The 12,811-nt window shown below is 70.2% G+C and carries 15 protein-coding genes; 7 read left to right on the top strand and 8 right to left on the bottom strand.

What is annotated here, in order from left to right; genetic code table 11:
* Positions 1-6: 6 nt before the first annotated feature.
* Genes ACQPYY_RS18130 through ACQPYY_RS18120 form a run of 3 tightly spaced genes read left to right on the top strand, consistent with a single transcriptional unit; the run spans position 7 to position 3,016 of the window.
* Positions 7-1,041, top strand: a complete 1,035-nt coding sequence (locus ACQPYY_RS18130; protein ID WP_433590268.1) for a heme/hemin ABC transporter substrate-binding protein — start codon at positions 7-9, stop codon at positions 1,039-1,041.
* The gene (locus ACQPYY_RS18125) at positions 1,038-2,177 is read left to right on the top strand and encodes a FecCD family ABC transporter permease (protein ID WP_433590267.1); all 1,140 of its coding nucleotides are present in this window, start codon (positions 1,038-1,040) and stop codon (positions 2,175-2,177) included. The genes ACQPYY_RS18130 and ACQPYY_RS18125 overlap by 4 nt, the downstream gene beginning before the upstream one ends.
* Positions 2,174-3,016, top strand: coding sequence for a heme ABC transporter ATP-binding protein (locus ACQPYY_RS18120; protein WP_433590266.1), 843 nt, complete (start codon positions 2,174-2,176; stop codon positions 3,014-3,016). Before ACQPYY_RS18125 ends, ACQPYY_RS18120 begins: the two co-directional genes overlap by 4 nt.
* Positions 3,017-3,032: 16 nt before the next feature.
* On the opposite strand, the gene ACQPYY_RS18115 is transcribed toward ACQPYY_RS18120, so the two are convergent.
* The 4 genes from ACQPYY_RS18115 to ACQPYY_RS18100 all read right to left on the bottom strand — a co-directional run bounded on the left by ACQPYY_RS18115 (position 3,033) and on the right by ACQPYY_RS18100 (position 6,476).
* Positions 3,033-3,383: a YrdB family protein gene (locus ACQPYY_RS18115; protein ID WP_433590265.1), complete on the bottom strand. Its 351-nt coding sequence runs from the start codon at positions 3,381-3,383 to the stop codon at positions 3,033-3,035.
* Positions 3,380-5,482, bottom strand: coding sequence for an MMPL family transporter (locus tag ACQPYY_RS18110; RefSeq protein ID WP_433590264.1), 2,103 nt, complete (start codon positions 5,480-5,482; stop codon positions 3,380-3,382). The genes ACQPYY_RS18115 and ACQPYY_RS18110 overlap by 4 nt, the downstream gene beginning before the upstream one ends.
* Positions 5,482-6,018 (bottom strand): hypothetical protein, encoded by a 537-nt coding sequence (locus ACQPYY_RS18105; protein WP_433590263.1) that lies wholly within the window; start codon positions 6,016-6,018, stop codon positions 5,482-5,484. Before ACQPYY_RS18105 ends, ACQPYY_RS18110 begins: the two co-directional genes overlap by 1 nt.
* A 101-nt stretch (positions 6,019-6,119) precedes the next feature.
* Positions 6,120-6,476: a hypothetical protein gene (locus ACQPYY_RS18100; RefSeq protein WP_379099777.1), complete on the bottom strand. Its 357-nt coding sequence runs from the start codon at positions 6,474-6,476 to the stop codon at positions 6,120-6,122.
* A 217-nt stretch (positions 6,477-6,693) separates the two neighbouring features.
* Between ACQPYY_RS18100 and ACQPYY_RS18095 the strand changes: the two genes are divergently transcribed.
* The 3 genes from ACQPYY_RS18095 to ACQPYY_RS18085 are packed head-to-tail and all read left to right on the top strand — an operon-like array spanning position 6,694 to position 9,065.
* Positions 6,694-7,701, top strand: a complete 1,008-nt coding sequence (locus ACQPYY_RS18095) for a hypothetical protein (RefSeq protein WP_433590262.1) — start codon at positions 6,694-6,696, stop codon at positions 7,699-7,701.
* Positions 7,701-7,967 carry a DUF5703 family protein gene (locus tag ACQPYY_RS18090; protein WP_213555396.1) on the top strand — a complete coding sequence of 89 codons (267 nt, stop codon included), beginning with the start codon at positions 7,701-7,703 and terminating at the stop codon, positions 7,965-7,967. The genes ACQPYY_RS18095 and ACQPYY_RS18090 overlap by 1 nt, the downstream gene beginning before the upstream one ends.
* A gap of 18 nt (positions 7,968-7,985) precedes the next feature.
* Positions 7,986-9,065: a quinone-dependent dihydroorotate dehydrogenase gene (locus ACQPYY_RS18085; RefSeq protein WP_433594671.1), complete on the top strand. Its 1,080-nt coding sequence runs from the start codon at positions 7,986-7,988 to the stop codon at positions 9,063-9,065.
* Between the two features lie 62 nt (positions 9,066-9,127).
* Here ACQPYY_RS18085 and ACQPYY_RS18080 read toward each other — a convergent pair whose 3' ends face one another.
* The 3 genes from ACQPYY_RS18080 to ACQPYY_RS18070 all read right to left on the bottom strand — a co-directional run bounded on the left by ACQPYY_RS18080 (position 9,128) and on the right by ACQPYY_RS18070 (position 10,250).
* Positions 9,128-9,532 carry a hypothetical protein gene (locus ACQPYY_RS18080; protein ID WP_433590261.1) on the bottom strand — a complete coding sequence of 135 codons (405 nt, stop codon included), beginning with the start codon at positions 9,530-9,532 and terminating at the stop codon, positions 9,128-9,130.
* 143 nt (positions 9,533-9,675) lie between these two features.
* A complete protein-coding gene (locus ACQPYY_RS18075) occupies positions 9,676-9,963 on the bottom strand; it encodes a hypothetical protein (RefSeq protein ID WP_357098548.1) in 288 nt (95 codons plus the stop codon).
* The gene (locus ACQPYY_RS18070) at positions 9,960-10,250 is read right to left on the bottom strand and encodes a hypothetical protein (RefSeq protein ID WP_379099764.1); all 291 of its coding nucleotides are present in this window, start codon (positions 10,248-10,250) and stop codon (positions 9,960-9,962) included. The genes ACQPYY_RS18075 and ACQPYY_RS18070 overlap by 4 nt, the downstream gene beginning before the upstream one ends.
* Before the next feature lie 337 nt (positions 10,251-10,587).
* On the opposite strand from ACQPYY_RS18070, the gene ACQPYY_RS18065 reads away from it, so the two are divergent.
* Positions 10,588-12,084, top strand: a complete 1,497-nt coding sequence (locus tag ACQPYY_RS18065; protein ID WP_433590260.1) for a carbohydrate kinase family protein — start codon at positions 10,588-10,590, stop codon at positions 12,082-12,084.
* Here ACQPYY_RS18065 and ACQPYY_RS18060 read toward each other — a convergent pair.
* Positions 12,081-12,734, bottom strand: coding sequence for a GTP cyclohydrolase (locus ACQPYY_RS18060; RefSeq protein ID WP_379099758.1), 654 nt, complete (start codon positions 12,732-12,734; stop codon positions 12,081-12,083). The genes ACQPYY_RS18065 and ACQPYY_RS18060 overlap by 4 nt on opposite strands.
* Positions 12,735-12,811 lie beyond the last annotated feature (77 nt).

Genomic DNA, 12,811 nt, shown 5'->3' with positions numbered 1-12,811 from the left:
GCCTGCATGAGGTGTCTCGTGAATGCCCACACCGCCGCCCGCACGCTGGTGATCCTGCTGCTCGGTGTCGGTCTCGTCGCCGGGGTCACCGCCTGCGGCTCGGGCACCACGAACACCGGCGGCCGCGGACCGGTCACCGCCGAGATCGGCGACCTCGACCCCGTCACGCTGGGCCCCGAACCGGTTGCCACGCTGCCGGTCACGGTCACCTCCTTCGACGGCACCCCGGTCACCGTCACCGACACCTCCCGCATCATCGCCGCCGACCGCTACGGCACCCTCGCCCAGACTGTCGTCGCCCTCGGACTGCGCTCGAAACTGATCGGGCGCTCCAACTCCGCGGCGTTCCCCGCCGTGCGCGAGCTGCCCACCGTGTCCTCGGGCAGCGGCACCCTGAGCGTGGAAGCCGTTGCGGCACTGCGCCCCACGGTGTTCCTCACCGACACCACCACCGTCACCCCCGCCCTGCGCGACCAGCTGCGCGCCCTGGGCATCACCGTCGTCTACTTCGACACCGAACGCACCATCGCCGGAGTCGTCCCCCAGATCGAGGCCGTCGGCGCCGCGCTCGGCGTGCCCGACGCGGGCAAGGCGCTGGGGCAGCGCACCCGCACCGAGATCGACGCCGCCATCGCCTCGGTGCCGCACCAGGACGCCAAACCCAAGATCGCGTTCCTGTATCTGCGCAGCGCCGCCATCACCATGATCGCCGGACCCGGCTCTGGCGCCGACTCGCTGATCACCGCCATCGGCGGCGTCGACGCCGGAACCGCGTCGGGCATCACCAAGGACTTCCTGCCCATCACCAGCGAGGCCATGATCGCCGCCGCCCCCGACGCGCTGCTGCTGATGAGCGACGGTCTGGCGTCGGTCGGTGGGGTCGACGGCCTCGAGAAGGTCCCCGGCATCGCCCAGACCCCCGCCGGGCGCGACCGCCGCGTCATCGACATGTCCGATGCCGTCCTGCTGTCCTTCGGCCCCAACACCGGCCGCGTGCTGACGGCCCTGGTGAAGGCCGTCTACAGCCCCGCCGCCGCATGAGCGAGCGCCCCGGAGCGGCCGACAACCACGGCCCTCACCCGGAGCCGGTGACCGCGCAGGAGCCGGCGACCACGGCCGCGGTGCTCCCCAGCGCTCGCCGCACGTGGTCGCGCAACACGGTGATCTTCGCCGGTGCGCTGGCCGCGCTGGTGGTGCTGGCGCTGATCTCCGCGGCCATCGGCCAGGTGCCGACCAGCCCCGCCGAGGTCGCGGGCGCATTCCTGCATCGCATCGGCCTGGACTGGGGTCCCATGCCCGCCCACCCGGCCGGGTACGTGACCCTGTGGGAGGTGCGGTTCCCGCGTGTCGTGCTCGGCATGCTGGTCGGCGCGGCCCTGGCCACCGCCGGCGCCCTGTTGCAGGGCGTGTTCGCCAATCCGCTCGCCGAACCCGGCGTGATCGGCGTGTCCGCCGGCGCCGCGGTCGGCGCCGGCACCGTCATCGTGGCCGGGGGCGCGTTCGTGGCCGCCTGGTCGGTCGCGGCGGGCGCGTTCGCCGCCGGACTGGCCACGACGCTGCTGGTGTATCTGCTGGCCCGCTCCAACGGCCGCACCGAAGTGGTGACCCTGGTGCTGACCGGTGTCGCCATCAATGCCTTCGCCGGCGGCCTGATCTCGTTCCTGCTGTTCTCCGCTTCGCCCGCGGCGCGCGATCAGATCGTGTTCTGGCAGATGGGCAGCCTCAACGGAGCCACCTGGCAGTCGGTGAACGTGGTGTGGCCGCTGACGCTGCTCGGCCTGGCCGCCGCGATCTGGATGGCTCCGCGCCTGGACCTGCTCGCCCTGGGCGAGTCCGCGGCCCGGCATCTGGGCGTGGACGTGGAACGGTTGCGGCGCAACGTGATCGTCGTGGTCGCGGTGCTCGCGACGGCCGGGGTCGCGTTCACCGGCATCATCTTGTTCGTCGGGTTGATCGTGCCGCACCTGGTGCGCATGCTGGTCGGGCCCGGCCACCGGGTGCTGATCCCGCTGTCGGCCATCGTCGGCGCGGTCGTGCTGGTGGCCGCCGACATCGGCGCCCGCGCCCTGGTCCACAACGCGGACCTGCCGCTGGGCATGATCACCTCACTGGTCGGCGGGCCGTTCTTCTTCTGGCTGCTGCGCCGCACCCGCTCACGATCGGGAGGCTGGGCATGAGCGGCCTACGCGAGCTCACCACGATCTTCGGGCGCACCCCCGCCCTGCCGGAGACACCCGAACCGGGTGCGGCGACGCTGCGCGCCCGCCAGGTCAGCGCCAAGCGCGGCGACCGGACCGTGCTCGACGGCATCGATTTCGATGTCGTCGCCGGGCAGATCGTGGCTTTGGTCGGTCCGAACGGTGCGGGCAAGTCGACGCTGCTGGCCGCGCTGGCCGGGGAGCTCGAATTGAGTGGCGGCAGTGTCGAACTCGACGGGCACGCCCTCACGCACTGGACGCATCTGGACATGGCCCGCCGCCGCGCGGTGCTGCCCCAGTCGCACACCGTCGGATTCCCGTTCAGTGCCCGCGAAGTCGTCGCCATGGGTCGGTCCCCGTGGGCGCGGACCGCGCGTCAGGAGCACGACGAGCAGGCCATCGCCGCGGCCATGGCGGCCACCGACGTCGAACGTTTCGCCGCGCGCCCGTTCCCGGCGCTGTCCGGCGGTGAACGCGCCCGCGTCGCGCTGGCCCGCGTCCTGGCCCAGGACACCGCGACGCTGCTGCTCGACGAACCCACCGCCGCACTCGATCTCGGCCATCAGGAACAGGTCCTGCGCCTGGCCCGCGATCGGGCCACCGCGGGCGCGGCGGTCGTGGTCGTGCTGCACGACCTCGGTGTCGCCGCCGCCTACGCCGACCGCGTCGCCGTGCTCGATGCCGGTCGCATCGCCGCCGACGGCCCGCCACGGCAGATCCTCACCGCCGAACTGCTCACCCGCGTCTACCAGCATCCGGTCGACGTGTTCGACCACCCGGTCACCGGCGCCCAACTGGTGCTGCCCGTCCGGGGCTGAGCACCCGAGGGCGGGGTCAGAGCTGCTGCTGACCCCACACCAGCCGCAGGACGCCGTTGGCCAGCCAGATCGCGAAGAACACGATCCCGGCCACCGGTGTCCACGCCAGGCCCAGCAGCACCGCCGCCGCACCGAACCACACGACTTCCAGGGCGATCCGCCGCCACCCGGTCTGCGGGAACCGTGCGTCCTTGGCCGCGCCGAACAGCGCCCACACCACGATGAACACCGCCGGAACCGCCAGCCCCGCCACGATGCGCACCGCCGGTGGCGCGGACACGGTGAACCCCCACCACGCGCCCGCGGCGAGCACTCCCAGTTCCAGCAGGAACATCACCAGCAGGTTCGCGCCCTTGAGCACGTTCATCGCCAGACCAACCTCAACACCGCAGGAGTCAACAGCATGCGAATCACGGTGGCGTCCAACACCAATGCCGCGATCATGCCGTAGGCAATGTATTTCATCAGCACCAGATCCGAGAACCCGAACGCACCGGTCACCACGATCAGGATCGCGGCCGCCGAGGTGATCACGCCCCCGGTGTGGGCGATGCCGTAGCGGATCGCCTCGGGCGCATCCGCGCCGGCGGCGCGTGCCTCGGCCATGCGCGATTGCAGGAACACCTCGTAGTCGGTCGACAGGCCGAACAGCACGGTCACGATCAGCACCAGCACCGCGAACATCAGGGGGCCGGGGGTGAAGTCGAACAGTCCCGCCCCGTGCCCCTCGACGAAGATCCAGGTCAGCACGCCCAGGGTCGCGCCCAGGCTGAGCGCGCTCATCACCACCGCCTTGATCGCCAGCACCAGTGACCGGAACGCCGCGTACATCAACGCGACGGCCGCGGCGACCAGGATCAGCACCAGCAGCGGCAGGCCCTTGATCAACCCCTGGATGCTGTCGCGTTCCAGCGCGGGCACGCCCGCCACCATCACCACGACGCCGTCCGGCGCCGGGATCGAGCGCAGTGCCGCGATCACCGAGTCGGCGTCGCGTTTGTCGGACAGGCCGCTGGCCAGCACCGTCACCTGATCCTTGGTCGGCGCGGCCGGGTCGAACGGACCCGTCATCCGCGGACCGACCAGCTGGTTGGCCTCGTAGCGGAGATCGGACAGCTGCTGCGGATTCGCGCCCACCACCACCAGTTTCAGCGGCTCGGTGCGGAAATGCGGGAACAGCCGGTCGAAGTCCTGCTGCGCCACCCGCGCCGGATTGTCCGCGGCCAGATACCGCTCACTCAACCCGCCGAACTCGATATTGCGGAACGGCAGGATCAACGCCAGCAGCATCAACACCACCGGCACGATCACCAGCCACGGCTTGCGCATCGCGAAAACCGCCAGCCGCGAGAAGAATCCGCGGTCGATCTGCTCGGCGGTGCGGATGCTGGCCAGCCGATGCCAGCCCCACAGATCGATGCGCGGCCCCACGATCGACAACACCGCCGGCAGCGCCGTCACCGACAGCACCGCCGCCAAGAGCACCGAGGAGATACCGCCCAACGGCACCGATCGCAGCACCCCGTTCGGGTAGATGAACAACGCGCCCAGGCTCACCGCGATGATCGCCGCCGAGAACAACACCGTGCGCCCGGCCGTGGCGATGGTCCGCGCGGTCGCCTCCTCCACGCTGCGTCCCGCCGCCAGCTCCTCGCGGAACCGGGTCACCGCGAACAACCCGTAGTCGATGGCCAGGCCCAGGCTCACCAGTGTCACGACCGCCGAGGCGAACACATTGACCTGCAGATGATCGGTGAGCAGCCGCATGATGCCCTGGCTGCCCAGGATCGTCATGCCGCCGATCAGCACCGGCAGCAGCGCCCCCACCACGCCGCCGAACACGAAATACAGCAGGATCGCCACCAGCGGCAGCGCGATCAGCTCCGCACGTTCGATATCGCGCTGCATGCCGGTGTTGATGCCCTCCACCACCGGTTGCAGACCGGCCAGCTGCACCGTGGTGCCGCCCGGCCCGGAACCGGTTGTCCCGGCATGGAATTCGTTCTCGAGGGCCAGATAGTTGTCGACGGTGTCGGTGCCGCCGTCACCGCGCAACCCGATACTGGCGAAGGCGTGGGTGCGTGAGGCGTCGGCGAACTGTCCCATCAGCGCGCCGTCCCAATAGGAGTCGATCTTGAGGATGCGGTCGGCGTGCTCGGTGCGCAACCGCGTCAACTCCGCGGCCACCGCCGAGCGCACCGGCTCGTCGTCGACGGTCATCCCCGCCGGGGCGGTGTAGATCGCGATCAGGTCGGCGTCGGTGTCGCGGCCGAAGGTGGAGTCGGCCAGTTTCGACGCCGCCACCGACTGGCTGGATTCGTCGAACCAGCCCTCCTGGGTCAGATGATCGCCCAGGTCGCGCCCGTAGAACCCGGACACCAGCACGGCCAGGCCGAACACGGCGAACACCAGGAACCGGAAGCGGTGGATCAGACGCCCCCACCGCAGGGATCCGGCCTCGAGCATCAGCCGCAGGCCGCGGTCTTGTAGTCGGCCGACCGCAGGATCCCGCACAGATCGGTGCGCGAGATCTTCCAATGCCCGTCCTTGGCCACGAAATGCACGACCGTGGTGCGCGCGTTCGTGCCGGTGCCGTCCTTGTCCAGGCTCAGCGTCGCGGTCAGGGTGCCGTCATGGTTGTCGAACACCGGGTCCTTGACCCCGTACACCGCGCGCGGATTGTCGGCCAGCGCCTTGTACATGTCGGGGATCGCGTCCTTGAACGCCTCGCCGTCCTCGATCAGCGCGGTGCGCTCGCTGTCGGGCAGGTTCGGGTCCAGCGCCCGCTTGATCTGCGAGTCCAGCTCCGCGGCGCTCGGGATCCCGGGCCGGTTGGCGCTGCTCTGCGCGGCGGCGGCCTGCGAGGACGAACTCAACGCCGCATACGCCGAGGACCGCGCCTGGGCGACCTTCGATTCGTCGTCGGAGCCGCCGCACGCGGCGAGCGATGCGCCCAGCACGGTCAGCAGCAGCGCGGTGGCGGCCGGTCGTCGAAGTCGCATCAACATCCTCGGGAGTTCGAACTGCGGTTGTGTGCCGCTAGTTTGGCACGCCCCGCGCCCGGAAGTGATCTCTGTGTCACAGACAGCGCCGCCCGCGGGCGTCAGCGGCCCTCGATCACCGCGCCCAACCGGCCCAGCAGCGCGCGCACCGTGGTCGCCTCGCGCGGCTGGGCGGCCGGGACCGGCACGGCCTGCGGGATCAGGTCGCGCACCAGGGCCACCACGCTGCGTTCGTCGTCGAGATCGATGTCGGTGACCGGGGCCACCGCGATCGCCTCGACGTCCTCCGGAGCCGGAACCGCGGTGGTCACGCCGCGGCGGTAGATCTCCACGGTGAGGGTGGATCGATGGGTTCGGAAGGCGAAGGACCGCCCGTCCCCGGCGACGCCGAAGCCGTGCGCGTAGCGCCCGACGGTCACGTCCTCGACGGTGAACCCCGCGCTCTGGTCGGCAACCAACAGATCTCCCTGATACAGACCGCTTTTGCACTCCACGGTAACCGTATGCCCCGACAGCGCCACCGAATCCCCATGTCACATCATGCAAGTCGGTGCCGGATGCCCGCGCGAGATCGGCACGCGGACCCCCGGTCACACGGTTGGAACCCGGGACATGGTCAGATTAGAGAGCACGCATGATTTCGTCGGTCAGTTCGGTCAGTAAGGAGTTCGCTGCATGCGCCGTCGCGGCTGGATCGGTTCAGCCCTCGCGGGTGTGACCGTGGTGACCCTGCTGACCGGATGTTCGGACCAGCCGGACAACGCGAACAACGCCACCCGTGACCCGGCCACCCCGGCCGCCGCGCCCACCGCCGCCGCGGCCCCCGCCGGGCAGGTGACCGCGAGCGCGCCCATCGCGCTGCTGCTCGACGAACCGGCCACCGGCATCCTGGCCGCGGTCGTGGACTCCGGCACCACCGTGCACCTGATCGACAAGGGCGTCACCCGCCCGGTCGCCCTGCCCGGCAAGGCCGCCGCGCTGGTCGCGGGCAAGCCCGGCGAGGTGCTGATCGCGGTGCCCGGCAAGATCGTTCGCGTCGACGTCGCCAGCGGCGCGCTCACCACCGTCGCCGTCGACGGCGACCTGCACTCGGTGGGCCTGCGCCCCGACGGGTCGCTGGTGGCGGGGCTGGCCGACGGCCGGGTGCTGCTGCTCGACGCGGACGGCACTGTGCGCCACACCATTACGGGCCTGTCGGCCGCCGACGCGATCGACACCGGCGACGGCTCGGTCGTCGTGGTGGACCGCCGCCAGTCCGCGATCGTGGAGCTCGACCTCGACGCCCACAAGCTCGGCCTGGCCCTGCGCGCCGGCGACGGGGTGACCAACATGATCGGCGACCACTTCGGCCGACGCCTGGTCACCGACACCGCCGGAGCCGAACTGCTGGTCTACACCACCGATCCTTTGGTCCTGCACCAGCGTTTCCCGGTAGGCTCTTCGCCCTACGCACTCGCCTACGATCAGCGGTCGGAGACCGTGTGGGTGACGCTGACAGGCAGCAACGAAGTCGTCGGCTACGAGCTGTCGACGGGTATACCGGTAGAGGTGGGGCGTTACCCGACGGTGCGCCAGCCCAACTCGGTGACCGTCGATGCCCGCACCGGTGACCTGTTCGTGGGATCCGCGACCGGCGACGGTCTGCAGCGGATCGGCGCGGACCAGCGGAAGAGAGGGCAGTGATGGCTCGGGCCTCACGATCGGCGCACCAATCGCGCACATTACCGGAAGGCTGGGAGGAATCCAGCGACGAATGGGAGTACGTGCCCCTGCGGCTGCCACCCGGCATCACCAGGGTCACCGCCACCATGCGACTGTCCATTCACGCCGAATTCGGTGGCTGGGAACTCTCGCGGGTGCGCGCCTACACCGACGGCAGCCGCCGCGTGTTACTGCGCCGCCGCAAGACCACTCCCCTGCTATCCCCGACACCCGAGGCGGTGATGTAACCCCCTATGTATGAGCGCCTGTACGCCCTGCTGCTGAAGCTGATGTTCCTGCTCCCGCCGGAACGCATCCACCATCTGGCCTTCGCCGCGATGAAACTGGCGACCCGGTTCACCCCGGGCCGCGCCCTCACCGGCAAGGTCCTGGTGGCCGACGATCCGATCCTGCGCACGCGCGTGTTCGGCGTGGACTTCCCCGCGCCGCTGGGTCTGGCCGCCGGCTTCGACAAGAACGCCGACGGCGTCGACGCGTGGGGCCCGCTCGGTTTCGGCTACGCCGAGATCGGCACCGTCACCGCCCAGGCCCAGCCCGGCAATCCCGCGCCGCGGCTGTTCCGCCTGCCCGCGGACCGGGCGCTCATCAACCGTATGGGGTTCAACAACTTCGGCGCCGCCGCCGCGGCCGAACATCTCGCGCACCGGCTGCCCGGCGGCGTCCCCATCGGCGCCAATATCGGCAAGACCAAGGTCGTCGAACCCGAGGACGCCGCCACCGATTATGCGATCTCGGCGAAACTGCTGGGCCCGCTGGCCGACTTCATGGTCGTCAACGTCAGCTCCCCAAACACTCCGGGCCTGCGTGACCTGCAGGCCGTCGCCGCGCTGCGACCGATCCTGCAGGCCGTGCTCGACTCGGTGTCGGTCCCGGTGCTGGTCAAGATCGCCCCCGACCTGTCCGACGACGACATCGACGCCGTCGCCGACCTCGCCGTCGAACTCGGCCTGGCGGGCATCGTCGCCACCAACACCACCATCCGCCGCGACGGCCTGGCCACCCCCGCCGCCACCGTCGACCCCATCGGCGCCGGCGGCCTGTCCGGACCCCCGGTGGCCGACCGCTCCCTCGAGGTCCTGCGCCGCCTCTACACCCGAGTGGGCGACAAACTGGCCCTCATCTCCGTCGGCGGCATCGAAACCCCCGACCAGGCGTGGTCGCGCATCCTCGCCGGCGCCTCCCTCCTGCAGGGCTACACCGGCTTCATCTACGGCGGACCCCTCTGGGCCAAACACATCCACCACGGCCTCGCCGCCAAACTCCGCGAACACGGCTACACCAGTCTCTCCGAAGCCGTCGGCGCCGAACACCGCGCCCGCGCCTGACCCGTTCGCGGGCAACACCTTTCGATTCGCCCGGAAGACCGCACGGCCGGTTGGTCGTGCGGTCAGCCCCACAGATGCCGGGAACGGGCCCCCGTCGACGCCGCCCCGTGCGCGGCGGGGCCCCCGCCCGACAGCATCGCCGCCGGCGACTCGGGCTCCTCGTCGAGCAGTTCCCGGTGCAGACGTTCGGCCAATCGCTGTGCCAGCAGAATCACCGCGCGCTCGACCCCGATCCCCAGCCGGGTGGCCAGATCGGCGGCCCACCGGTGCGCGGACTCGTCGTAGACGACCTCCGGATCGGAGAGCACCTCGTCGAGCTCCATCCCCGCCCGGGCCTGATCGTGGGTGAGGTGCTGTGCCGGAAGCCAACTCAACCGCCACACCACCTCACCGCGGCGGTACTCGCGCAGCGCGTATTCCGGGCTGATGTCACTGGTCATCGCCCGCGTCGTGATATCGATCGTCATCAGGACCTCCCAAGGCCATCGGCGCACGTCACGGGATCTCCGTCCGTCCACCGTCTTCGGCCCGCCGCGACCGGTCGTCGCCGCGGACCCTGCCATCCCCTCATCGACTCTGCCCCACCCCTCGGATCGGATCGGTCGGTACGTCAAGCCGTCCGGCGCCGCAGCAGCAGAAACACCGCCTGCTCCAACGGAATCCCCACTTCGCCGGCCGCGGCCACCATCCGCCCCTGCGCGGCCTCCCCACGCGGATACGGGTCGACGGCCACCACCTCGGCCAGCACCATCGCCGCCAGGGCCTGCGCACGGGTCAGCAATCGATCCGGCATCCAGCTGCACCGCCACGCCAGCGTCCAGCGGTCGGCCACCCGCACCGCGCTCTCCTCGGTCAGATCGCTGGTCATCGCCCAGTCGTCGGTGGTGTAGATGGTCATGACTCTCCCCGTTCCCTGCGACGCTCGCGCAAGACGATGCGGGCATCCTCGACATCGATGCCCAGGGCGGCGCCGAGGGCGCACACGCGCATCCAGGCCGGGCCGCTGCCACTCGATTCCCGACGCAGGAGCTCGGTCAGTTCCATGGCCGCCAGCGCTTGCTCCCGCGTCAGCAGCGGCGACTGCCGCCAGCTGAGCCGCCAGGCCGGTTCGGGGTGGCGGGGCAGCCGTTCGGCGCACTCGCCGGTGACGCTGCTGGTGATCGAGCTGGCACTCGGGTAAATCATGATGGCCTCCGATGAGACGAGGAGGCGTCACCGCCGGATCGAGTGTGACGCGGAGCTGGGCCGAGGCGACGTGGACGGGCGAATTCGCCTATCGCACCGGGATGTTCGCCCCGAGATCGGTATCGGCCGCACCACACGCGCGGGGCGCGCGCCGCTGGATCCGCCGGATCGTATGTAGTCCGGTCATCGGGAACCTCCCGGAACATCTGGTCGGGCGGCGCTCATTTGCCAATTCCAGGATGGCATTTGGCACTTCCGAATCGCAGTTTGACGCTGTCACAATTGGATTGCCGTTTCCGCCGACGTTCAAACGTGGACGGTCTTATGGTTGGGGCGAATGATGATGCAGCCGAACCTGGGAAGCAGTGGCGCCGACACGGCCGCGCAGGACAACGACGTGCGCGCCGTGCGTGACACCCTGCTGCAACTGCGCAAGCGCTGGGCCATGGGCGGCGACCGCGACCGCTCGGTCGACCTCGGCGCGCTGCTCGGCCTGGTCATCGTCCGCAGGGTCGCTCACCTCACCGGCCGCGACCCGAAAGCGGCGCTCCCCGAAGCATTGCGCTACATCGCGGGCACCCTCGACATGGCCGACCGCCTGATCGTCGACGCGGAACTGAACCTGTCCATGCTGGCCGATCAGCTGCCGCCATCGATCGCCGACGAGCTCTACGGCCCCGAGCTGGGGCAGCGACGAGACAGTCTCGCGCTGCACTGGGTGACGCTGCACGAACATCTGGGCGTGCCGGTCGCTCAGGTGCCGCGCAATAATCGCGCCTTGCGCGGGCGGCGGGAAGAGGACGCGTTCACCGCGCTGGCGCGGGGGCTCACCCTCGAGTCCGTTGCCGCCGAGGGCCTTCCCGGCGCGACGACACGGCCGAGCGCCGTGGTGATCGGCGACGCCGCGTGGGACCGCATCTGCACCGTTGATGTCCTGCCGCAGGCCGGGGACTCGTTGTACGGGGAATTCTCCGAGCACGCCGGAGGCAAAGGACTGAATCGGGCAGTCGCTCTGGCCAGGCTCGGGGTGGACGCGCGTCTGTTCGCGGCCGTCGGCGACGACGACAAAGCCGGACTGATCGTCGACTATCTCCGCGCGCGCGGTGTCGATACCAGTCTGTTGCGCGCGCGGCGCGGACCCACCCCGACCGCGGCGGTGACCGTCGCCCGCGACGGCGGGAACTACTCGGTGGCAGGCAAGGACGACCGGATCCGCTTCGACGCCAGGGATATCGCCGACATCCCGATCACGCGTGCGCTCGTCCACGCCGACGCCGTGCTGCTGACCTTCGAGCAGAATGTCGAGGTGCTCGCGGCGGTGGCGGACGCGATCGCCGACCGGGAGTCGCGGCCGTGGCTGTTCGTCAGCGCCACTCCGCCGCCGAAACGATTCCCCGCGCAGTTGCCCGGCTATCTCCGGACGGTCGACTACCTGATCGCCTCGGTCGGCGAACTGGCCGCGCTGCGTCCGGGGGTCGAAACCGCCGATATCGCAGCGCAATTGGTGCAGCACGGAGTCGGGTCGGTCGTGGTCCTGCACGGTGACAGCTGCGCGATGTACTCGGCCGGGGACTCGGCGGCCGAGCCGGTGTGGGCGGACATCCAAACCGACCGGCCGGGCGCGCCCGGAGCCTCGTCGGCGTTCGCCTCCGCGTTCATCGCCCGATTGATGACCCAACCCCGGCCCGCCGACCCCGACCGCCGCCGTCAGGCCGGGCACGCCAACCTGGTGTGGGCCGCCGCGGCGATTCCCGCGCGCGCCAGCAAGGAGACGAGCATCCCCGACTCCATGCCCACCCGCGAGGCCATCGACGCGACCCTGGACGCGTTCTAGAGGTCGGGCGACCACGGTGGGTCGGCGGTCGGAATCCAGTGCCCGTGGCGGCGTTTGGCCTGCTGGTAGTCGGCTTCCCGGCGAGTCCGCGGTGGGGTGCGCAGCGGGATGACGGTGGCGTGGATCTCGGCGTCGCGCACGGCCTGCAGTTTGTGCGGATTATTGGTCATCAACCGCACCGCGGTCAGCCCGAGTGCGACCAGCGCCTGCGCGGCGTGGGTGTAGTCGCGCTTGTCCTCGCTGTAGCCCAACGTCCGATAGCTGTCGTAGGTGTCGAGGCGGTTGCGCTCACTGATCTCGTAGCCGCGCGCCTTCGCCAGCAGCCCGTATCCGCGGCCTTCCTGCTCGAGGTAGACCAGGATGCCCGATCCGGCGGCCTGGATCAGGTCGAGGGAGCGTTCGAGTTGGGGCCCGCAGTCGCAGTCCTGGAACGACAGCGATTCACCGTAGAGGCACTGCGAGTGGATGCGGACCAGGCAGTCGTCGTCGATGGATCCGAAGGCCAGAATGTGCCCGGTTTCCGCGTCGGTGGGCAGGTCGGTGACGCGGACGCGAAGCTCTTGGCCCTTGCGGGAGATCCAGTGGCTGGCGTGGTCGAGGCTGGCCCATATCGCTTGTCGGCTAACGTCTTTCGCCGGCCGAGAACCCATCAGTGAATGGTATGTCCCGATGCCGTCCTGATTGTCCGGATCGCTGAACAGGGCATAACGGCGCGCGCCGGAATCGG

Origin of the sequence: Nocardia sp. CA-145437 (assembly GCF_050956485.1) — a bacterium.
In the GTDB taxonomy this organism is placed as follows: Bacteria; Actinomycetota; Actinomycetes; order Mycobacteriales; family Mycobacteriaceae; genus Nocardia.
The sequence above is the reverse complement of the archived record's forward strand: the minus strand, read 5'-3'. Positions and strand labels throughout refer to the sequence as shown.

Bases quoted from the DNA above. Each gene is read 5' to 3' on its own strand.
- ACQPYY_RS18080 (WP_433590261.1), bottom strand. From the start codon at position 9,532: ATGACGATCGATATCACGACGCGGGCGATGACCAGTGACATCAGCCCG.
- ACQPYY_RS18070 (WP_379099764.1), bottom strand. From the start codon at position 10,250: ATGATTTACCCGAGTGCCAGCTCGATCACCAGCAGCGTCACCGGCGAG.
- ACQPYY_RS18090 (WP_213555396.1), top strand. From the start codon at position 7,701: ATGGCTCGGGCCTCACGATCGGCGCACCAATCGCGCACATTACCGGAA.
- ACQPYY_RS18095 (WP_433590262.1), top strand. From the start codon at position 6,694: ATGCGCCGTCGCGGCTGGATCGGTTCAGCCCTCGCGGGTGTGACCGTG.
- ACQPYY_RS18065 (WP_433590260.1), top strand. From the start codon at position 10,588: ATGATGATGCAGCCGAACCTGGGAAGCAGTGGCGCCGACACGGCCGCG.
- ACQPYY_RS18125 (WP_433590267.1), top strand. From the start codon at position 1,038: ATGAGCGAGCGCCCCGGAGCGGCCGACAACCACGGCCCTCACCCGGAG.
- ACQPYY_RS18120 (WP_433590266.1), top strand. From the start codon at position 2,174: ATGAGCGGCCTACGCGAGCTCACCACGATCTTCGGGCGCACCCCCGCC.
- ACQPYY_RS18060 (WP_379099758.1), bottom strand. From the start codon at position 12,734: ATGGGTTCTCGGCCGGCGAAAGACGTTAGCCGACAAGCGATATGGGCC.
- ACQPYY_RS18075 (WP_357098548.1), bottom strand. From the start codon at position 9,963: ATGACCATCTACACCACCGACGACTGGGCGATGACCAGCGATCTGACC.
- ACQPYY_RS18105 (WP_433590263.1), bottom strand. From the start codon at position 6,018: ATGCGACTTCGACGACCGGCCGCCACCGCGCTGCTGCTGACCGTGCTG.
- ACQPYY_RS18115 (WP_433590265.1), bottom strand. From the start codon at position 3,383: ATGAACGTGCTCAAGGGCGCGAACCTGCTGGTGATGTTCCTGCTGGAA.
- ACQPYY_RS18110 (WP_433590264.1), bottom strand. From the start codon at position 5,482: ATGCTCGAGGCCGGATCCCTGCGGTGGGGGCGTCTGATCCACCGCTTC.
- ACQPYY_RS18130 (WP_433590268.1), top strand. From the start codon at position 7: ATGAGGTGTCTCGTGAATGCCCACACCGCCGCCCGCACGCTGGTGATC.